At 67.5% G+C, this 21,658-nt stretch carries 16 protein-coding genes; 14 read left to right on the top strand and 2 right to left on the bottom strand.

All coding sequences use genetic code 11. The features are described 5' to 3' along the window. Genes AWC16_RS13980 through AWC16_RS13995 form a run of 4 tightly spaced genes read left to right on the top strand, consistent with a single transcriptional unit; the run spans position 1 to position 3,713 of the window. On the top strand, positions 1-1,212 hold the full coding sequence (locus tag AWC16_RS13980) for an acetyl-CoA C-acetyltransferase (protein ID WP_085265453.1): 1,212 nt from the start codon (positions 1-3) through the stop codon (positions 1,210-1,212). Beyond that, positions 1,213-2,406 (top strand): acyl-CoA dehydrogenase family protein, encoded by a 1,194-nt coding sequence (locus AWC16_RS13985; RefSeq protein WP_085265349.1) that lies wholly within the window; start codon positions 1,213-1,215, stop codon positions 2,404-2,406. Between the two features lie 5 nt (positions 2,407-2,411). Then, a complete protein-coding gene (locus AWC16_RS13990; protein WP_085265350.1) occupies positions 2,412-3,134 on the top strand; it encodes a GntR family transcriptional regulator in 723 nt (240 codons plus the stop codon). Positions 3,135-3,149: 15 nt separating this feature from the next. Further along, positions 3,150-3,713, top strand: a complete 564-nt coding sequence (locus tag AWC16_RS13995; RefSeq protein WP_085265351.1) for a hypothetical protein — start codon at positions 3,150-3,152, stop codon at positions 3,711-3,713. Positions 3,714-3,731: 18 nt separating this feature from the next. Here AWC16_RS13995 and AWC16_RS24675 read toward each other — a convergent pair whose 3' ends face one another. Beyond that, entirely contained in the window at positions 3,732-4,130 is a 399-nt protein-coding gene (locus tag AWC16_RS24675) for a hypothetical protein (protein WP_085265352.1), read from the bottom strand. A 173-nt stretch (positions 4,131-4,303) separates the two neighbouring features. Continuing rightward, positions 4,304-6,106: a molybdopterin-dependent oxidoreductase gene (locus AWC16_RS14005; protein ID WP_109561414.1), complete on the bottom strand. Its 1,803-nt coding sequence runs from the start codon at positions 6,104-6,106 to the stop codon at positions 4,304-4,306. Positions 6,107-6,602: 496 nt separating this feature from the next. Between AWC16_RS14005 and eccB the strand changes: the two genes are divergently transcribed. The 10 genes from eccB (at position 6,603) to eccA (ending at position 21,358) form a co-directional block, all read left to right on the top strand. Further along, on the top strand, positions 6,603-8,114 hold the full coding sequence (gene eccB / locus AWC16_RS14010) for a type VII secretion protein EccB (protein ID WP_085265354.1): 1,512 nt from the start codon (positions 6,603-6,605) through the stop codon (positions 8,112-8,114). Further along, positions 8,111-12,325 carry a type VII secretion protein EccCa gene (gene eccCa / locus AWC16_RS14015; RefSeq protein WP_085265355.1) on the top strand — a complete coding sequence of 1,405 codons (4,215 nt, stop codon included), beginning with the start codon at positions 8,111-8,113 and terminating at the stop codon, positions 12,323-12,325. The genes eccB and eccCa overlap by 4 nt, the downstream gene beginning before the upstream one ends. Positions 12,326-12,690: 365 nt before the next feature. Next, entirely contained in the window at positions 12,691-12,990 is a 300-nt protein-coding gene (locus AWC16_RS14020; RefSeq protein WP_085265356.1) for a PE family protein, read from the top strand. 220 nt (positions 12,991-13,210) lie between these two features. Continuing rightward, positions 13,211-13,507 carry a WXG100 family type VII secretion target gene (locus AWC16_RS14025; protein ID WP_085265357.1) on the top strand — a complete coding sequence of 99 codons (297 nt, stop codon included), beginning with the start codon at positions 13,211-13,213 and terminating at the stop codon, positions 13,505-13,507. Positions 13,508-13,527: 20 nt separating this feature from the next. After that, the gene (locus AWC16_RS14030) at positions 13,528-13,812 is read left to right on the top strand and encodes a WXG100 family type VII secretion target (RefSeq protein ID WP_085265358.1); all 285 of its coding nucleotides are present in this window, start codon (positions 13,528-13,530) and stop codon (positions 13,810-13,812) included. A gap of 164 nt (positions 13,813-13,976) precedes the next feature. Continuing rightward, positions 13,977-14,876 carry an ESX secretion-associated protein EspG gene (locus tag AWC16_RS14035; protein WP_085265359.1) on the top strand — a complete coding sequence of 300 codons (900 nt, stop codon included), beginning with the start codon at positions 13,977-13,979 and terminating at the stop codon, positions 14,874-14,876. A gap of 186 nt (positions 14,877-15,062) precedes the next feature. After that, positions 15,063-16,574 carry a type VII secretion integral membrane protein EccD gene (eccD, locus tag AWC16_RS14040; RefSeq protein ID WP_085265454.1) on the top strand — a complete coding sequence of 504 codons (1,512 nt, stop codon included), beginning with the start codon at positions 15,063-15,065 and terminating at the stop codon, positions 16,572-16,574. Next, complete coding sequence (gene mycP / locus AWC16_RS14045) at positions 16,552-18,375, top strand: type VII secretion-associated serine protease mycosin (RefSeq protein WP_085265360.1); 1,824 nt, start codon at positions 16,552-16,554, stop codon at positions 18,373-18,375. Before eccD ends, mycP begins: the two co-directional genes overlap by 23 nt. Next, the gene (gene eccE, locus AWC16_RS14050) at positions 18,372-19,535 is read left to right on the top strand and encodes a type VII secretion protein EccE (RefSeq protein WP_085265361.1); all 1,164 of its coding nucleotides are present in this window, start codon (positions 18,372-18,374) and stop codon (positions 19,533-19,535) included. The genes mycP and eccE overlap by 4 nt, the downstream gene beginning before the upstream one ends. 32 nt (positions 19,536-19,567) lie before the next feature. Then, a complete protein-coding gene (eccA, locus tag AWC16_RS14055; RefSeq protein WP_109561415.1) occupies positions 19,568-21,358 on the top strand; it encodes a type VII secretion AAA-ATPase EccA in 1,791 nt (596 codons plus the stop codon). Positions 21,359-21,658 lie beyond the last annotated feature (300 nt).

A 21,658-nucleotide genomic window follows, 5' to 3' on the forward strand; every position in this document is an offset into this window, starting at 1 on the left:
CTGCGCGAGGCGGTCATCTGCGAACCGGTTCGCACCCCCATCGGCCGCTACGGCGGCATGTTCAAGTCGCTGACCGCCGTCGAGCTCGGCGTCGCCGCGCTGACCGGACTGCTGCAGCGCACCGGCCTACCCGCCGACGCGATCGACGACGTTGTGTTGGGCCACTGTTATCCGAGCAGCGAGGCGCCCGCGATCGGACGGGTGGTCGCGCTGGATGCCGGCCTGCCGGTGACGGTTCCGGGCATGCAGGTCGACCGGCGATGCGGATCGGGCCTGCAGGCGGTCATCCAGGCCTGCCTGCAGGTCGGCGCCGGGGTGCACGACGTGGTGATCGCCGGGGGCGCGGAGAGCATGAGCAACGTGGTGTTCTACTCCACCGATATGCGCTGGGGCGGCGGGCGCGGCGGCGTTCGGGTGCACGACGCCCTGGCGCGCGGCCGGACCACGGCGGGCGGGCAGCACCATCCGGTGCCCGGCGGCATGTTGGAGACCGCCGAGAATCTGCGCCGGCAGTATCGGATCTCCCGCGCCGAGCAGGACGAACTGGCGGTGACCTCGCACCAGCGCGCGGTGGCGGCCGCGCAAACCGGCGTGCTCGCCGAGGAGATCATCGCGGTCACGGTGCGCTCCCGCGCCGGCGAGCAACGGATCGACACCGATGAGCATCCCCGGGCGGACACCTCGGTGGAGTCGCTGGGCCGACTCAAACCTGTTCTGGGCAAAAGCGATCCGGAGGCAACGGTCACCGCCGGCAATTCCAGCGGCCAGAACGACGCGGCCTCGATGTGTGTGGTGACCACCCCGGACAAGGCCGAGCAGCTGGGCCTGAAGCCGTTGGTTCGGCTGGTCTCCTGGGGTGTGGCCGGGGTGAAGCCGGACGTCATGGGTATCGGTCCGGTCCCGGCGACGCAGGTCGCCCTGGCCAAGGCAGGACTCGGGCTCGCCGACATGGACCTGATCGAGCTCAACGAAGCATTCGCCGCCCAGGCGCTGGCGGTGATGGCGGAGTGGAAATTCGGTGCCGTGGACCGGGAACGGACCAACGTGCATGGCTCCGGGATCTCGCTGGGGCACCCGGTCGGCGCGACCGGAGGCCGGATGCTGGCGACGCTGGCGCGGGAGCTGCACCGCCGCCAGGCGCGCTACGGCCTGGAAACCATGTGCATCGGAGGCGGTCAGGGGCTGGCCGCCGTGTTCGAGAGGGTGGCCTGAATGACCAGACTGTGCCAGACCTTGGGTCTGACCGAGAATCAGACCGAGATCATTGCGGCGGTAAGGGCTTTCGTCGACAAGGAGGTCATTCCCAACGCCGCCGAGTTCGAACGTGCCGATGCCTACCCGCAGGACATCGTCGATGGGATGCGGAGCTTGGGCCTGTTCGGGCTGATGATTCCCGAGGCCTACGGCGGGCTGGGCGAGAGCCTGCTCACCTACGCGTTGTGTGTCGAGGAACTGGCGCGCGGCTGGATGAGCATCTCCGGGGTGATCAACACCCACTTCATCGTCGCCTACATGCTGCGCCAACACGGCACCGATGAGCAGAAGCAGCGCTATCTGCCGGCGATGGCGACCGGCGATGTGCGCGGGGCGTTCTCGATGTCCGAACCCGAGCTCGGCTCCGATGTCGCGGCCATCCGCACCCGGGCCACCGCCACGCCCGACGGCGACTACATCATCAACGGCCAGAAGATGTGGCTGACCAACGGCGCCACATCGAGCCTGGTGGCGGTGCTGGTGCACACCGACGAGGGGGCCGACACCCCGCACCGCAACATGACCGCTTTCCTGGTCGAAAAGCCAACCGGCTTCGGCGAAGTGGTGCCCGGGCTGACCATCCCCGGCAAGCTCGACAAGCTCGGATACAAGGGCATCGACACCACGGAGATGATCTTCGACGGCTACCGGGCCGGCGCCGGCGACATCCTGGGCGGCACGACCGGCCGCGGCTTCTACCAGATGATGGACGGTATCGAGGTCGGCCGGGTCAATGTCGCGGCGCGCGCCTGCGGGGTCGGGATTCGCGCCTTCGAGCTCGCGGCGCGATACGCCCAGCAGCGCAGCACCTTCGGCAAGCCGATCGCCGAACACCAGGCCGTCGCCTTCGGGCTCGCGGAGATGGCGACCAAGGTGGAGGCCGCGCACCTGATGGTGGTCAACGCGGCACGGCTGAAGGACTCCGGCGAACGCAACGACCTCGCCGCGGGAATGGCGAAGTACCTGGCCAGCGAATACTGCAATGAGGTCACCCAACAGAGCTTCCGGATCCACGGCGGCTACGGCTATTCGAAGGAATACGAGATCGAGCGGCTGATGCGTGACGCGCCGTTCCTACTGATCGGTGAGGGCACCAGCGAGATCCAGAAGCAGATCATCAGCAAACGACTGCTCGCCGACTACCGCATCTAGAAACCATGTCCGTTCCCGACTTCAGCACCCGCCCGCAGCTGTCGGAAGCCGTCGCGCGCTTCGTGCGTCAGCGGATCTTCGACGGTGGTTATGCTGCGGGGGAGTACGTCCGATTGGACCAGTTGGCAACGGAATTGGGTATCAGCGTCACCCCGGTGCGCGAGGCGTTGTTCGAACTGCGGGCCGAGGGCCTGCTCGACCAGCAGCCGCACCGGGGCTTCGTGGTGTTGCCGGTGACCAGACGCGATCTGGCCGACGTCGCCGATGTTCAGGCATTCGTCGGCGGCGAGCTGGCGGCACGGGCAGCTGTCGGCATCACCGCGGAGCAGTTGAGCGAGCTGTATGAGATCCAGTCCCGGCTGGAAGAGGCCTACGCCGGCGACGACGAGGAACGGACGGTGCGGCTCAACCACGATTTCCACCGGGCGATCAATGTGGCGGCGGCTTCACCCAAACTCGCCCAGGTGATGTCGCAGATAACCCGGTATGCGCCCGAAGCGGTGTTCCCGACCATCGCCGGGTGGCCGGAGCGGTCCATGCGGGATCATCGGCGGGTGCTGGCCGCCCTGGCGGCCCACGACGAGACGCTGGCCCGCACCGCCATGGCCGAGCACCTCGCCGCGGGGGTGGTGCCGCTGATCGAGCACCTGACCGGCCGCGGTGTGGTCGGGTGCGAAGAGAGCGGCGACGCGCATCCCGATCAGCGCCCGTCTCCGGCGGGGACGTGAGACCGTATCAACACTATGCAGAACCACAGTTACCTGACTTATGAGGAGTTCGGGCGCAAGTTCTTCGAGATCGCGGTCACCGAAGAACGAGTGGCAGCTGCGTTCGCCGCCATCGCGGGCGACGAGTTCGAGATGCCGCCGATGCGTCAGGGCCCGGGCGGGATCGCCCGGGTCAGCGCCAAGGTGCGGATCGAACAGCCCCGGGTCACCCGCGACCTGGGCGACCTGATCGCATTCGCGATCCACATTCCGTTGGTGATCGACCTGCTCATCGATCTGCGCCTGGACAAACAGCGTTTCACCGTCGCCGGTGACATCGCGCTGCGCGCCACCGCTCGCGCCGCCGAGCCCCTGCTGCTGATCATCGACGTGCCCAAACCGCGGTCGTCGGACATCACCGTCGAGGTGTCGTCGACATCCATCCGCGGTGAGTTGTTGCGGATCTTCGCCGGCGTCGACGGCGAGATCCGGCGCTTCATCGCCGGCTACGTCGCCGCGGAGATCGAGAACCCGCAATCTCAGCGAGCCCAGGTCATCGACGTGGCCGAAAGTGTGGACGCCGCCTGGAACGGAATCTGACCGACCGGGCTGCGACGCCTACGGGTAGGGGATCGCGGGGATGGCCGGAATCGCCGGGATGGCGGGAATCGCCGGGATGGCCGGGATGGCGGGGACAGCCGGTGCCGACGGCGCCCGGGGCGCGGCCGGTGCCGTCGGGGCCGCCGGAGCCGGCCTCGGCTTCGCCGGAGGTTCGACGGCGGGTGCCACGCTGGTGAGTGGGGCCTCAGAAGGCGCAGCAGGCGCCGAGGGCACCGTCAGTTCGGGTGCCGTGCCGCCGGGCAATGCCGGGGCCTCGTTGACTTCGCCGTAGGTGTCGCCGACGGTGCCTTCCTCGTAATCGCTCTCGCAGTCGCCGCAGGCGGTCGTCACCGCACCCACGGCCAGCCCGACCGCCACCATCGACAGGACTGACTTTCCGATACTGCGATTCCGCATGGATTCTCCCGTTGTTCGGTTGCCTGCTGTCACCCTACGACGAGCGGCCGGATTCGGCGCCCTTGTGGCAGGCAACATCCGATGACACCCCCGGCCGCCCGTGATGTCCGCAGATGCGGTGCAGCCCGCCGGCCGGCACCTGTCAGGCTGTTCGGGTATTCCCAGGGATCATGTCAGATCGTCTGGTGCCGGCCGAAGAACTTGTGGTCCTCGCTGTAGCCGCCGTAGCCGCTGCCGATCTCCTTGTAGCTCTCCACGAATTCAATGCCCTTGATCCACTTGACCAGCTTGTAGCCGTGCTGCAGCTCGTTGCGCAGCCGCAGCGGCCGGCCGTGCATGTAGGGCAGCGGTTGGTCGTTCATGTTGTAGGCGAGCATCGACATGTGGTGCCACATCTGGTCGACCGGGTGCGCGTTGTAGTAGATCCCGCCGGTGGCGCCCAGACCCATCGAGTAGAACACCGCCCATTTCGCCTCGGGCAGCGGCTTGACGATCTCCATGATCGTTCTCATCTGCACGCCACCCCACTTCGCCACGCCGGACCAGGCCTGCACGCACATGTGCTGGGTGATCTGGTCGTGGTAGGGCAGCGCTTTGAGGTCTTCCAGGGAGAATTCCATGGGGTTCTCGACCAGACCGTAGACCTTCAGCCGCCAGTCTTTGAAGTCGTTGGCCTCGTGCTCCTTGTATTCGACGGTCTCCGGAAGCCGGCCGTTGCGCCAGTGGAACGGTGAGATGTCGTCCTCGGTGAAGGTGCCGGGTTGGGGGTCGAGCTTCTCCAGGGAACGCTGGAACGGCCCGATCAGGGCGTAGCCGATCTTCTGGACCACCCTCGGGTGGCGCAGGGTGAACGGTGTGGCCGCGATCCAGCCGACCGTGCACACCACCGCAGCCGCGCAGAAGACATAGAACCCGGTGGCGCTGTGGCACTGCGGCCCGGCGCCCTGGGCGCACCCGCGCGCGGCGAACATGTGGTTGAGGTTGTCGAAGGCGTCGGTGGCGAACACCATCGTGACGTGGACCAGGATGAACATCAGGAAGTAGACCAGCACCACGAAGTGCAGCGACCGGGCGATCTGCAGGTTCAGCCGCAGGTGCTTGCTGATCAGGCCGAGCCGCTGGGACAGCGCCGGTGACATGCCGAGCGCGGTGATCAACGCTGCCGGGGCGGCGATGAACACCGTGACGAAGTAGGAGATCAGCTGCAGCGCGTTGTAGTTGGTCCAGGTGTGGTCGTCCGGCCAGTCCAGCGACATGTACTGGATCATCACCGACCCGGCATGCGGGATGACGTCCCAACTGGTGGGCACGATGCGCCGCCACTGCCCGGTGGTGAACAGCAGGACGTAGAAGACCGCTCCGTTGAGCAGCCAGAGCACGCCCAGGCCCAGATGCCACCAACGGGCCAGGCCGATCGAATGCCGGAAGCCCGGCAGCCCGAACTGTGCCGGCAGCGCCACGGTGTCGGAGTTGGCCGTCCAGTACGGGTCGTCCGGCACCGGTGGGCCAACTCGCAGCCACTCGTCCTTGCCGGGGGTGGAGTTGCGGCTGAAGTACAGCCGCGGGTGGTCGCAGAGGATCTGGATACCCGCTCGGATGATGAAGATCATCATGAAGAGGTTGAAGAAGTGCGTCCACCCGGCCCAGGCGGGCAGACCACCGTCGACCTCCGTCGACGGGCTGCTACCCGGGTACCGGGCGATGAACTCCTCCACACCCGGCATGTGCCGGATGCCCTTGCCGATCGCGATCATCGCGATCAGTCCGACGAAGCCGATCGGGACGAGCCACAGTAGGTTGAACCACTTGTCCCGGCCGATACGCAGGTGCGGGGCGACGGCCCGGCGGGTCAGGTCGAACCCGCCACCGTAGGTCTCGAGGTCGACTGTGTCGTCGTGATTCTTGTGAATCTCCGCCCGGTAACCCTGTTCCAGCTCCTGTGGGCTGAGCTGGCCCCCAGCGCCTTTTCCGTCGATGGTCGTCACTCCTCGACGCTACCGCCGAAAGGCACGTGACACGATATTCTGACATCAGATACGCAGGCCGCTGGCAGGAAACTCAGGTATCGCAAGTTCGGACTTTTCACGAGATATCCTCCGCTGATGCGGGTTGCGTCGCCGCCTGCTCGGGTGGCCCGTGATCGGGCGCCTCGCGGTGGTTCGCCTTGGGCGATCGAGGCAATCTCTCGGGGCCCGGGCGCCGGGGCGTGTGCGGCGCCGTACGGGTGCTCTCATGCGAATCTCGCGTTTTACAGACCGTTCATATAGTGCATCCATAATTCGAGGTAGAACCGGCGAAACGAATTCCGCCATCGCCACCAGATTGCAATCTGGGCGGCGGGCAGTTGCTGCGTAACACGGCTAGCATGCGCAGTGGAGAAACTTGTGACCAGGCAGGGGTAGATGACGACCAATAGGGCAGCGGCATGGCGCCGTAAGCGCGCAGTGCGGCAGGCGGGGGTTGAGGCACACCGTGGCTGACGAACACCGGGGTCCCGGCTACGGCCTGGGCCTGTCGACGCGTACCCAGATGACCGGGTACCAGTTCCTGGCGCGACGTACCGCGATGGCGTTGACCCGCTGGCAGGTTCGGATGGAAGTGGAACCCGGCCGGCGGCAGTCGCTGGCGGTGGTCGCTTCGGTGTCGGCGGCCGCGGTCGTCTGTCTGGGGGCGCTGCTGTGGTCGTTCCTGAGCCCGTCGGGCCAGATGAACGAATCGCCCATCATCGCCGACCGCGATTCGGGTGCGCTCTATGTGCGAGTCGGCAACACCTTGTATCCGGCACTGAATCTGGCTTCGGCCCGGCTCATCGCCGGGCGGCCGGACAATCCGCACAAGGTGCGTTCCACGCAGATCGCCGAGCAACCGCACGGCCCTCTCGTCGGGATCCCGGGCGCGCCGTCGGACATCCTGCCGACCACGCCGTCGTCGTCGTCGTGGCTGATCTGCGACACCGTCGCCAATGTCCAAGGCGTCGGGGCGCCTTCGCCGGTGACGGTGACGGTGATCGACGGCAGCCCGGATCTGAACTCCCGGCGCAGGGTGCTCGACGGCCCGGACGCGGTGGTGCTGCGTTACAACAATGATTCCTGGGTGGTCCGCCAGGGCCGCCGCTCGCGCATCGACGCCGCCGACCGCGCGGTGCTGCTGCCGCTGGGACTCACCCCCGAACAGGTCGACCATGCCCGGCCGATGAGCCAGGCACTGTTCGACGCGTTGCCGGTGGGCCCGGAGTTGGCGGTGCCGTTCGTGCCTGACGCCGGCCAGCCGCCCGCCTTCCCGAACGCCCCGGGTCCGGTGGGAACGGTGTTCACCACACCGCAATTGGCTGGGCCACAACAGTATTCGGTGGTGCTGATGAACGGTGTACAGACCGTCTCGCCGGTGGTGGCCCGCATCCTGCAGAACGCCGGGGCAACCGCGGGCGGTGCGCCGGCGGTGGTGGCGCCGCCGGAGCTTGCCAAGATGCCGGTGGTCACCGGGCTGGACCTGTCGGCTTACCCGGACGGACCACTTCAGGTCGTCGACATGAAGGAGAACCCGTCCACCTGCTGGTGGTGGGAGCGCTCCAACGGCGACAGCCGGGCCCGGGTTCAGGTGGTGTCCGGCCCCACGATTCCGGTGTCGCAGAAGCAGATGTCGCGGGTGGTGTCCCTGGTGAAGACCAACGACAACAACATGCCGGAGGCCGACCGGGTCTACTTCGGATCGGGCTACGGTAATTTCGTCGCGGTCACCGGCAACGACCCGGACGCCTCCACGCGGGAATCGCTGTGGTGGTTGTCGTCCTCGGGTGTGCGATTCGGAATCCCCGGCGACGACGAGCGCAAGGCCCTGGGCCTGGTCGGCGAGCCGGCGTTGGCCCCGTCGGTGGCGCTGCGCCTGCTGGCGCACGGTCCGACCCTGTCTCGCCAGGATGCGCTGGTACGTCACGACACCCTGCCCACCGATATGAGCCCAGCAGAATTGGCGGTGCCCAAGTGAAACGTGGATACGCCCGGCCGACGCCGGAGCGCGCTCCGGTGGTCAAACCGGAGAACATCGTCTTGCCGACGCCGTTGAGCGTGCCGCCGCCGGAAGGCAAGCCATGGTGGCTGGTGGTGGTCGGGGTGCTGGTCGTCGGCCTGCTGGTGGGCATGGTCGCGATGACGGTGGCCAACGGCTCCCGGATGTTCCTGGGCGCCGGCTCCATCTTCCCGATCTTCATGATCGGCGGCATCGCGATGATGATGTTCGGCGGCCGCTTCGGTGGTGGCGCCCAGCAGCTGAGCCGGCCCAAGCTCGACGCGATGCGCGCCCAGTTCATGCTGATGCTGGACCGGCTGCGGGAGTCGGCCGCGGAGTCCGCCGACAGCATGGACGCCAACTACCGGTGGTACCACCCGGCGCCCTCCACGCTGGCTGCTGCGGTGGGGTCGTCGCGGATGTGGGAGCGCCAGCCCAACGGCAAGGACCTCAACTTCGGGCTGGCCCGGGTCGGGGTCGGGATGACGCGGCCCGAGGTCACCTGGGGCGAGCCGCAGAACATGCCGACCGACATCGAGCTCGAGCCGGTGACCGGAAAGGCGCTGCAGGAGTTCGGCCGCTACCAAAGCGTGGTTTACAACCTGCCGAAGATGATCTCGCTGCTGGTCGAGCCCTGGTACTCGCTGGTCGGTGACCGCGAGCACGTGCTCGGGCTGATGCGCGCGATCATCTGCCAGCTGGCCTTCTCGCACGGGCCCGATCACCTGCGCATGATCGTGGTGACTTCTGATGTGGCGCAGTGGGACTGGGTGAAGTGGCTGCCGCACTTCGGCGACCCCCGCCGCCAGGACGCCGCGGGCAACGCCCGCATGGTCTACCGCTCCGTGCAGGACTTCGCCACCGAGCACGGCGACCTGTTCTCCGGACGCGGATCGTTCATGCCGCGCCACGCCAGCTCGTCGGCGGAGACGCCGACGCCGCACCATCTGATCGTCGTCGACGGCATCGACCCGCAGTGGGAGTACGTCAACACCACCGAGGGCATTGACGGGGTGACGTTCTTCGACCTGACCGGCGCCCCGGAGTGGCGGGGCGTATCGCAACGGGTCCTGCGCTTCGACGACAAGGGCATTGTCAACGCGCTGCCGCGTGACCGCGACACCTGGATGGTGATCGACGACAACGAATGGTTCTTCGCCCTGGCCGACCAGGTCGACCAGACCGACGCCGAGCAGTTCGCGCAGCGGATGGCGCACTGGCGGCTGGCCGCGGCCTACGAGGAGATCGGCCAGAAGGTGACGCACCACATCGGTGCGCGCGACATCATGTCCTACTACGGCATCGAGGACGCCGGGCGGATCGACTTCAACCAACTGTGGGCGGACCGGCGCGCGGTGGGAGGCAAAGGCCGGCTGCGGATTCCGTTCGGCAACCGCTCCGACAACGGCGAACTGCTGTTTCTGGACATGAAGTCCCTGGACGAGGGCGGAGACGGTCCGCACGGGGTCATGTCCGGGACGACCGGCTCGGGTAAGTCGACGCTGGTGCGCACCGTGATCGAGTCGCTGCTGTTGGCCCACCCGCCGGACGAGCTGCAGTTCGTGCTGGCCGACCTCAAGGGCGGATCGGCGGTCAAGCCGTTCTCCGGCGTGCCGCACGTGTCACGGATCATCACCGACCTGGAAGACGACCAGGCCCTGATGGAGCGCTTCCTGGAAGCCATGTGGGGTGAGATCGCCCGGCGAAAGTCCATGTGCGACAACGCCGGTGTCGACGGCGCCAAGGAGTACAACGAGATCCGGTCCCGGATGCGGGCACGCGGGGACGAGAGCCTGCCGCCGCTGCCGATGCTGGTTGTGGTGATCGACGAGTTCTACGAATGGTTCCGCATCATGCCGACCGCCGTGGAGGTGCTGGACTCGATCGGCCGGCAGGGCCGCGCCTACTGGGTGCACCTGATGATGGCGTCGCAGACCATCGAGAGCCGCGCCGAGAAGCTGATGGAGAACATGGGTTACCGGCTGGTGCTCAAGGCGCAGACCGCCGGGGCGGCCCAGGCCGCCGGGGTGCCCAACGCGGTGAACCTGCCGGCCAAGGCTGGGCTGGGTTACTTCCGCAAGAGCGGTGAAGAGGTCATCCGCTTCCAGGCCGAGTTCCTGTGGCGCGACTATCACCGCGGCGGGATGCTCGACGACGAGCAGATGCCGTTGACCCACGCGGTCGACTACATCCGGCCGCAACTGTTCACCACCGAGTTCACTCCGCTCGAGGTCAGTGTCAGCACACCGGAGATCGAGGCGCCCGAGGAGATCCCGGCGATCGACTCCAAGCCCGCCGCCGCGGGAGCCGAGGTCGCCGAGGAAGAGGACTTCATCCGGACCCCCAAGGTCGGCACGGTGATCATCGACCAGCTGCGCCAGATCGACTTCGAGCCCTACCGGCTGTGGCAGCCGCCCCTGGACATCCCGGTGGCCATCGACGACTTGGTGAACCGCTATCTGGGCCACCCGTGGCAACAGGACTACGGCACCCGTAAGGACCTGGTGTTCCCGATCGGGCTCATCGACCGGCCGTACAAGCACGACCAGCCACCGTGGACGGTGGATACTTCCGGTCCCGGTGCCAACGTGCTGATCCTGGGCGCCGGCGGTTCGGGCAAGACGACCGCATTGCAGGCACTGATCTGCGCTGCCGCGTTGACCCACACGCCCGAACAGGTCCAGTTCTACTGCCTGGCCTACAGCGGTACCTCGCTGACCACGGTCGCCGGACTGCCGCACGTGGGCAGCGTCTGCGGGCCGACCGACCCCGACGGGGTACGCCGCACGGTGGCCGAACTGCTGGCGCTGGTGCGGACCCGCAAGCGCAGCTTCCTCGAAAACGACGTGGCGTCGATGGAGGTCTTCCGCAGGCGCAAGTTCGACGGTGCCCCGGGGACAGTGCCGAACGACGGTTTCGGTGACGTCTACCTGGTGGTCGACAACTACCGGGCGTTGTCGGAGGACAACGAGGTTCTGGTCGAGCAGGTCAATCAGATCATCAACCAGGGGCCCTCGTTCGGTGTGCACGTCATCGTCACCGCCGATCGCGAATCGGAGTTGCGCCCGCCGGTCCGCAGCGGCTTCGGATCCCGGGTCGAGCTGCGCCTGGCCGCGGTGGAGGACGCCAAGCTGGTGCGCTCCCGCTTCGCCAAGGATGTCCCGGTCAAGCCGGGGCGGGGCATGGTCGCGGTCAACTACGTGCGACTCGACAGCGACCCGCAGTCCGGTCTGCACACCCAGATCGCGCGGCCCGCGATGGCCGACACCGACCAGCGGGTGTTCGAGTCCGACAGCGTCTCGGCCGCGGTCAGCCAGGTCGCGGTCGGCCGGGTGCGCCCGGTGCGGCGCCTGCCGGCGCGGTTCGGGCTGGACGAGGTGCGGGCGGTCGCGGCCAACGATCAGCGCGAAGGCGTGGGCGCCGGCGGCATCGCCTGGGCGATCTCCGAGCTCGATCTGCAGCCGGTCTATCTGAACTTCGCCGAGAACGGCCACCTGATGGTGACCGGGCGTCGCGAATGCGGGCGGACCACCACCCTGGCCACCATCATGAGCGAGATCGAGCGGCTCTACGCGCCCGGCGCCAGCAGCGCGCCGGCGCCCAGCCCGGACGGTCGGCCGTCCGCGCAGGTGTGGCTGATCGACCCGCGCCGTCAGTTGCTGACCACGCTGGGCCCGGACTACGTGGAGAAGTTCGCCTATAACCTGGATGGCACCGTGGCGCTCGTAAACGAGTTGGCGGCCACGCTGGCCAACCGCGAGCCACCGCCGGGTCTGTCGGCCGAAGAGCTGCTGTCGCGGACCTGGTGGAGCGGGCCGGAGATCTTCTTGATCATCGACGACATCCAGCAGTTCCCGCCCGGCTTCGACTCGCCGTTCCAGAAGGCCGCGCCCTGGGTGACCCGCTCGGCGGACGTGGGCCTGCACGTGATCGCCACCCGCACGTTCGGCGGCTGGTCGTCCGCGGGGGCCGATCCGCTGCTGCGGGCCCTGCACCAGGCCAACGCGCCGCTGCTGGTGATGGATGCCGACCCCGACGAGGGCTTCATCCGCGGCAAGATGAAGGGCGGTCCGCTGCCTCGCGGCCGTGGCCTGCTGATGGCCGAGGACACCGGAGTGTTCGTGCAGGTCGCCGCCACCGAACTGCGGCGGGCAGCGACGCATGAGCGCGCGGCCAGCCCAGCTGGCTGAGCTGGGGTTTCCCGTGACCGCTGTGGCCCGCGCAACAGGGCCACGGCGGTTGCTGGCGGGGTCACACCCGGCGCGGCCGGGTCGGATTCGGCGCGTCCGGATTTTTAACCGGCTCCCGGGTGGCCCCGGTGTTCGGGCCCTCGGTATGCGCACTGCCGGACCGGAAAAGTAGCAACGTGTTTAACCAGGTTGACCTGGTTATATCGGCCGGCCCCGCCGGTGTTCCGTTGCCCGATTGTTAGCCAAGGTGAACAATTGTTATCACCAGATGAACAGTCGGCATAGTGGGCCGTGTCGGTCGCTTACAGCCTCTAGGATCGGAGGCAGAGTGATTGCTGACCCGCGATCCGAGGAGGAATTTCCAAATGTCGTTTGTGAATGCGCAACCCGAAGCGCTGTCGGCCGCGGCCGGGAGCCTGAGCGGTATCGGGTCGGCGTTGAATGCGCAGAACGCGGCCGCTGCCGCCCCGACCACCGGCGTGGTTCCGGCCGCTGCTGACGAGGTCTCGGCCCTGACCGCCGCGCAGTTCGCCGCTCACGCGACGATGTACCAACAGGTCAGCGCTCAGGCTGCGGCAATCCACGAGATGTTCGTGGCCACCCTCAACAGCAGCGCAACCTCCTACGCGGCCACCGAGGCCGCCAACGCTGCCTCGGCGGGCTGATTGACCAGGACCGTATCGCCGGCTATCGGGCTGCGACGACGCCGTCCCGATTCGATGGGCGTTCTAGCGCGATCGAAGATTTCACCGGCTACGGGCTGATCGAAGGGGGAACCATTCATACGTTCAAGGCCGGTCGTCGGTTACCGACCTAGCCGGCAGGAAAATCCTGCAACCGCACAACCAATCAGAAACAACGAACTTCAGATAAGGAGACACAACAGTGGCAACACGTTTTATGACGGATCCGGACGCGATGCGTGCGATGGCGGGTCGTTTCGATGTGCATGCGCAGACCGTTGAGGATGAGGCCCGTCGGATGTGGGCGTCCTCGACGAATATCTCCGGCGCTGGCTGGGGTGGTCTGGCCGAGCGGACGTCGATGGACACCATGGGTCAGATGCAGACGGCGTTTCGCAACATCGTGACGATGTTGCACGGGGTGCGTGATGGCCTGATTCGTGACGCGAACCACTACGAGCAGCAGGAAGCTGCCTCGCAGCAGATCCTGGGCAGCTAGCAGAAAAGGGGAATCGAGCTATGTCTATCAACTATCAGTTCGGTGATGTGGATGCCCACGGTGCGCTGATTCGTGCGCAGGCGGCTTCGTTGGAGGCTGAGCATCAGGCGATCGTGCATGATGTGCTGGCTGCCGGGGACTTCTGGGGTGGTGCGGGTTCGGTGGCCTGCCAGGAGTTTGTGGCGCAGTTGGGTCGTAACTTCGCGGTGATCTATGAGCAGGCCAATGCTCATGGTCAGAAGGTGCAGACCGCCGGCAACAACATGGCCAACACCGACGCCTCTGTCGGTTCCAGCTGGGCCTGAGCGCCTCGCAGTCCGCAGCGCGGCAGCACACCCGATCAACGGGGTGTGCTGCCGCGTACTGCAATTTGTGGGTGGTGCCGAGCGTCGCGGCGCCGTCGCGTGATCCAATAGCCAAGTACTCGACGAGCTAATTGCAGCGAACGACCTGGTAGAGGAGGGTAGTGATGGACCCGAGCACCCGCACCGACATCACCGTCAACGTCGAGGGCTTCTGGATGCTGCAGGCGCTGCTGGACATTCGCCATGTCGCGCCCGAATTGCGTTGTCGACCTTATGTTTCCACCGATTCAAACGACTGGCTGTCCCAGCATCCCGGGATGGCGGTGATGCGCGAGCAGGGCATTGTCGTCGACGACAAGGTCAATGAGACGGTCGCCGCGCGGATGCGGGTGCTGGCTGCACCGGACCTCGAGGTGGTCGCGCTGCTGTCGCTGGGCAAACTGCGCTACGGGGTCATCGAAGCCGATGACCAGGAGCCCGGTACCCGCGACATCCCTGACAACGAGTTCCGGGTGCTGCTGGCCCGGCGCGGCGAGCACTGGGTCTCGGCGGTGCGGGTCGGCACCGACATCACCGTTGACGATGTCGCGGTGACCGACGCCTCGTCGATCGCGGCGCTGGTGCTCGACGGCATGGAATCCATCCACCACGCCGATCCGGCCCAGATCACCGCCGTCAACGTGCCCATGGAAGAGATGTTGGAGGCGACCCAGAGCTGGCAGGACTCGGGCTTCAACATTTTCACCGGGGGAGACCTGCGCCGGATGGGTATCAGTGCCGCCACCGTCGCGGCGCTGGGGCAGGCACTGTCCGAGCCGGCGGCCGAAGCCGCGGTGTACGCGCGGCAGTACCGCGACGACGCCAAGGGCCCGAGCGCCTCTGTGCTGTCGCTCAAAGACGGATCAGGCGGCCGCATCGCGCTGTATCAGCAGGCGCGAACCGCGGGATCCGGCGAGGCATGGCTGGCGATCTGCCCGGCCACCCCGCAACTTGTCCAGGTCGGCGTCAAGACGGTCCTGGACACCCTGCCCTACGGAGCCTGGAAAACGCACCGGAGGGTCTAGCGGTCTACTCGGGAAGTGCCGGAGCGCCAAATACCATGTGGCGGACCGAAAAACTGCCGGTAAACACGAATCGTGCGAATAACTTGAAGTGCCTTTAGAATTGGAAAGACTTTTGGAAATGACAAATTGCGAGGCGGCACCGATGGGTTCTCTTGCGTCAGTATTCGTCGATCAGGTGGTGTGGTCGTGACCGCGGCGATCGAGGCCGCGCAGGCAGGCGGCGAAGTCTCCTCGGCGCCGCGGGCTGTGGTGGTCGGGGTCATGGCCGGTGACGGCGTCCAGATCGGAACATTGCTGGACGCCGACGCGCCGGTGTCGGTGATGCTGGACCCCCTGCTGAAGGTGATCAACGGGCGACTTCAGGAGCTCGAGGAACCCGTTCTGGAAGCCGACGGACGCGGTCGCTGGGTGCTGTGCCTGGTCGACGGCACGGCGCTGCGGCCGAACCAGTCGCTGACCGAACAGGAAGTCTACGACGGCGACCGGCTGTGGCTGCGGTTCATCGAGGACCGAGAGCGGCGGTCGCCGGTTATCGAACACATCTCCACCGCGGTAGCGGTGAACCTGTCGAAGCGCTTCGCCCCGGTCGATGCGGCGACAGCGGTGCGCGTCGGGGTGTCGACCCTGGCACTCGGCGTGCTGCTGGCCACCGGACTGCTCGCGGCCTGGCGCTACCATCACGACACCTGGCTGACCGCCGGATTCAGCGCCGGGCTGGCCGTGCTGGTGTTGATCGCCGCCGCGCTGATCCTGATTCAGGCCCGCAACGCGGCCGAACGGCGGGTTGGCGACATCCTGCTGGCCAGCGGTCTGGTTCCACTGGTGGTCGCGGCTGCGGCCGCGGTACCCGGCGAGGTGGGCGCCGCACACGCCGCGTTGGGATTCGGTGTCGCCGGCATCGCCGCGCTGTCGGTCATCCGGCTCACCGGACGGCAGTTGGCCACCTACTCCGCCGTCGCGGTGATCAGCGTCGCGGTGATGTTCGGCGGCGTGCTGCGAATGCTGTTCCTGACCGGCGCGGTGACCCTGATGACCTGCGTGTACCTGGTATGTGTGCTCGCCTATCAAGGGGCGCCGTCACTGTCTCGGTGGCTGGCCGGCCTGCGGTTGCCTGTCTTCCCGTCGGCGACCAGCCGCTGGGTGTTCGAGGCTCGCCCGGACCTGCCGACCACGGTGGTGACCGCTCCCGGCGCCCCGCCGGCCCTGGAGGGCCCGGAGTCGGTCCGCGAGGTGGTCCTGCGCGCCGAACGGGCCCGGTCCTTCCTGACCGGGCTGCTGTCCGGACTGGGCGTGCTGATGGCGGTATGCGTCACCGGACTCTGCGATCCCCACTCGGACCGGTCCTGGCTGCCGGTGTTGCTGGCCGGTCTGACGGCCGGATTCCTGGTCTTGCGGGGCCGTTCCTTCCGGGACCGCTGGCAGGCGGTCACCGTCACGCTGACCGGCCTGGTGATCGTCGCGGCCGTGGTCGTGCGCTTCGTGGTGGTGCAGTGGACGCCGACGACCCTGGTGGTCGGCGTAGCCGTGTTGGTGCTGGTCCCGATGTTCGGGCTGCTGTCCGCGGTGATCGTGCCGAACACCATCTACAGTCCGTTGTTCCGCAAGTTCGTCGAGTGGATCGAATACCTGTGCCTGATGCCGTTGTTCCCGCTGGCACTGTGGTTGATGAATACCTATGAAGCCATCCGGTACCGCTAGGGGCGGGCGTCGGCTGCGGCGCACCGCGGCCGCCGGCGCCGCGATGATCATGATGGCCAGCGGGTCGTTGGCCGGGATGCCGGCCGCCGGTGCGGTCGACCCGCCGGGGATCGATCCGGCGGCGTTGCCGCCCGACAGCCCCCCCGGACCGCCGCAGACGATGCGGCAGACCTCGTATTGCACTGAGGTCGGCGTGCTGCCGGACACCGACTTCCGGGTGCAGCCGGCCTATATGGACATGCTGAACCTGCAGGAGGCCTGGAAGTTCGGTCGCGGGGGAGGCGTGACGGTCGCGGTCATCGACACCGGCGTGACCCCGCATCCGCGGCTGCCGAACCTGATCCCTGGCGGCGACTACGTGATGGCCGGAGGCGACGGGCTGTCGGACTGCGATGCGCACGGCACGCTGGTGGCGTCGTTGATCGCCGCGATGCCGGACAACGGGGTCACTCCGCTGCCACCGCCGCGGCAGACCCGCCGGCCGCCGTCGGTTCCCACCAACGAACCCACGCCGACGCCAGTGGCGCCGCAGACGACGATCATGGTGATGCCGCCGCCTGCACCGCCGCCGGCACCGCCACCAGCCGAGGGAGAGGAACCAGCCCCCGGCGGAGGCCCGGCTCCCGCTCCCGCCCCGGCCCCGGCCCCGGCCCCGGCTCCGGCGCCCGCTCCGGCTCCTGCGCCCGGCCCGGCTCCGGGCCCCGGCGGTGCGGCGTCCTCGGCCCGCACCGCGGACCATGCCGCCGCAGGTGCCACCCAACCGGCCGGCTTCTCCGGACGGGCACGGGTGGCGCCGGTGGACTTCCGCGCACCGAGTGCACCGCCACCGCCCGGGGCGGCACCCGATGCGTTCAGTGGGATCGCCCCCGACGTGCAGCTGATCGCGATCCGGCAATACAGCACGGCCTTCGGCCCCAAGGAGCCGTTCGGGGACGGACAGGACCCGCAGTTGCGGGAGAAGACCGATGGACTGCGCACCATGGCCCGGGCGATCGTCCACGCGGCCAACATGGGCGCGCAGGTCATCAACATCTCGCAGGCCATCTGCATGAACGTGCGAACCATGCTCGATCAAGCCGATCTGGGCGCGGCCGTGCGCTACGCCGCCGTGGAAAAGAACGTGGTGATCGTGGCCGCCGCCGGGGACACGAGTTGGCGGGACTGCAAGCAGAACCCGACCTACAACGCCATGCGCCCAGACGACCCGCGCGACTGGAACGGTGTCAACACCGTGGTGACGCCGGCCTGGTACGACGAGTACGTGCTGACGGTCGGCGCGGTCGACTCGGCCGGTGCGCCGCTGAGCAAGTCGAGTGTGGCCGGCCCTTGGGTGTCGATCGCCGCACCCGGTACCGACATCGAAGGACTCTCACCTCGCGATGACGGACTGATGAACGCGGTCGACGGCCCGGAGAACTCCCTGCTGGTTCCCTCCGGAACCAGTTTCTCGACCGCGATCGTGTCCGGTGTGGCGGCCCTGGTGCGGGCCAAGTACCCGGAACTGTCGTCGCACCAGGTGATCAACCGGTTGATCCGGACTGCCCGCCCGCCGGCGCGCGGGGTCGACAATGTGGTCGGTTACGGCATCGTCGACCCGGTGGCGGCACTGACCTGGGACGTGCCCGACGTTCCGGCTCAGCCGCCGGAGCGGTTGTCGGCGCCGCTGCAGGTGCCGCCGATGCCGCCCGAGCGTGACATGACCCCGGCCTGGGTTGCCGGCGCCGGCCTGTTGGCGGCGCTCGCGGCGGCAGGCATAGCACTTGGAGTGGCAGCATTGCGACGATCACGTAGGAACCGATGAAGGCACAGCACGCACTAGGTCTGAACCTGTCCTGGACACGGGTCACCACGGTATTCCTGATCGACATCGGGATCCTGGTCCTCGCCGGCCACTGGCCCGGCGACGCAATGGCTGCCGACTACGCGTGGTGGTCAGGGGTCGGTGTTGCCGTGCTGGTGACGCTCATCTCGTTGGTCACCATCCGGCAGGTGCCGATCAGCACGATCTGGGCGGCCTGGTTGGCCGATCAGTTCACCGACCCGGAAACGGTGCTGAACCGCGGCCGCACCCCCGCGGTCGACCATCACCGCCGCTTCGGGCGTGAGACGATCGGCGTCCGCGAACACCAGGGCCGGCTGGTGTCGATGATCGCCGTCGCAGGGCGGCCGGGTCCGGCCAGCGGCCGGCACCGTCGCAGTTCGGAGCCGACGACGCTGCCGCTGGAGCGCCTCGCGGCCGGGCTGCGCCAGTTCGACATTCGGCTGGACAGCATCGACGTGGTCTCGGTGGGGACCCGCAGCGCGCCCCGCGACTCCGACGAAGCCGAAGAGAATCCGTCGATGCCCGATCAGCGCCGCACCTGGGTTGTGCTGCGAATGGACCCGCAACACAACGTCAACGCGGTGGCGGCACGCGACTCACTGGCCGCCACCCTGGCGGCGGCCACCGAGCGGTTGGCCGAAGAGATCGACGGACGCCAGCTCAGCGCCCAAGTGGTCCGCGCCGACGAATTCGACGCCGTCGACGAAGCCGTGCTGGCGGGCCTGGAAGCCGCGCACCTGCGGCGCCGGTTGTTCCGCGCACGCCCACCGGGCCACGTCACCAACTTCTGGGTGTCGCCGGCTGACATCACGGCGGAGAACATCGAGCATCTGTGGTACCCCGAGACCGACACGACCGTGGTGACGGTGCGCCTCGCCCCCGATGGCGGCCGCACGACTGCGGTGTCGGTCCTGGCTCGGTACCACGGTGCCGACCGGCCGAGTCGAGACATGCGGGCCGCCCTGAACCGGTTCGTGGGCCGAGGTCAGCTGCAGGCGGTCTGTGCCAGTCTCCCGGCGCCCACCGCGCATCGGCGCATGTCGGTGCCGGGGCGGGTTCTGCAGAGCGGCGAGCACCTGCCGGTGTCGGTGGACGTGGTCGACGAGTACATACCTGCGGCGGCCGGGACGCACCCGTGACCGGTCCCCAAACGACCGACGCGCGCAACGCGATGGTCGCGGGCATGCTGGCCTCCGGGATCTCGGTCAACGGGCTGCAGCCCAGCCACAACCCGCAGGTCGCGCTGCAGATGTTCACCACCGCCACCTCGATCGACCCGACTATGTGCGACGCCTGGCTGGCCCGGGTACTGGCCGGTGACTCCGACATCGAGGTGCTGGCTCAGGCCTGGGCGACGGTGCGCACCTTCGGCTGGGAGACCCGGCGACTGGGTCTGTCCGACCTGGAATTCCTGCCGGAGGTCTCCGACGGGATGTTCCTGCGGCTGAGGATCAACAGCGTGGAGTCGTTGGCCGCCGCCTACGCGGCCGCCCTGGCCGAAGCCAAGCGCTATGCCGAAGCGGCGGATCTGCTCGACGGTATCGAGCCGCGGAACCCGTTCGAGACCGAGTTGGTCAGTTATGTACATGGCCTGCTGTACTTCCGGACCGGTCGCTGGCCGGATGTGCTCAAGCAGTTCCCGGCGGCGGCACCGTGGCGTCAGCCCGAGCTCAAGGCGGCGGCCGCGGCGATGGCCACCACGGCACTGGCCGCGCTGGGGGTGTTCGAGGAGGCGATACGGCGCGGACAGGAAGCCATCGAAGGCGACCGGGTGCCCGGAGCCACCAACGTGGCGCTCTACACGCAGGGCATGTGTATGCGGCACCTGGGCCGTGAAGACGAAGCCGCCGAGTTGCTGCGCCGGGTCTACTCGCGCGACTCGAAGTTCGTGCCGGCCCGCGAAGCGCTGGACAATCCGGACTACCGGCTGGTGTTGACCGACCCGGAGACCATCGAGGCCCGTACCGACCCGTGGGACCCGGACAGCGCGCCCACCCGAGAGCAGGCCGAAGCGAACCGGCATGCCGAAGAGGCCGCCCGGTACCTGGCCGAAGGCGACGCGGAACTGGCCGCCATGCTCGGCATGGAGCAGGCCAAGCGGGAGATCAAGCTGATCAAGGCGACCACCAAGGTGAATCTGGCGCGCGCCAAGATGGGGCTGCCGGTTCCGGTGACCTCCCGGCACACCCTGTTGCTCGGTCCGCCCGGCACCGGCAAGACCTCGGTGGCGCGGGCCTTCACCAAGCAGTTGTGCGGCCTGACGGTGCTGCGTAAACCGCTGGTGGTGGAGACCAACCGGTCCAAGCTGCTGGGCCGCTACATGGCCGACGCGGAGAAGAACACCGAGGAACTGCTCGAGGGGGCGCTCGGCGGTGCGGTGTTCTTCGATGAGATGCACACCCTGCACGAGCGCGGCTACAGCCAGGGCGACGCCTACGGCAACGCGATCATCAACACCCTGCTGCTCTACATGGAGAACCACCGCGACGAACTGGTGGTGTTCGGCGCCGGCTACGCCAATGCCATGGAGAAGATGCTCGAGGTGAACCAGGGCCTGCGGCGCCGGTTTTCGACCGTGATCGAGTTCTACAGCTATACCCCGCCGGAACTGCTGGAACTGACCAAGATGATGGGGGCGGAGAACGAGGACGTGGTCAGTGACGAGGCAGTCGAGGGGCTGCTGCCGTCCTACACGAAGTTCTACGCCGACGAGAACTACTCCGAAGACGGCGATCTGATCCGCGGTATCGACGTGCTGGGCAATGCGGGATTCGTCCGCAATGTCGTGGAGAAGGCGCGTGACCACCGCAGCTTCCGGCTCGACGACTCCGAACTCGATGCGGTTCTGTCCGGTGACGTCACCGATTTCAGCGAGGAATGGCTGCACAAGTTCAAGGAATTGACCCGCGAGGACCTCGCCGAAGGGCTCAGCGCGGCGGTCGCCGAGAAGAAGCCGTCCTAAATCTACAGCGGTTTGGCAGTTGATTCACAGCGCAGGGTCCCCTCGTCCGAGTTGACGCCCGTTGGTACCGGTGCCACCATTGCGCAGGTAGAGGCCGGTGCTCTCGCCCGGTCCAGGCGTTGGTGTGAGGAGGTGAGGACGAGACTTGTGTCCCGGTGATTGTGCCAACCTGGGATCGGTGACGGTTTCGTTCCGACCCGGCTTCGGCGCCGTTTTCAGTACCTGAATCATGTTGAGCCCGCTCCGGTATGGCCGTTGGCCTGGTGGCCGGTTGCGTGCCCGTTGAGCGTGGCCGTTGGT

The organism is Mycolicibacter longobardus (genome assembly GCF_002102265.1).
In the GTDB taxonomy this organism is placed as follows: Bacteria; Actinomycetota; Actinomycetes; order Mycobacteriales; family Mycobacteriaceae; genus Mycobacterium; species Mycobacterium longobardum.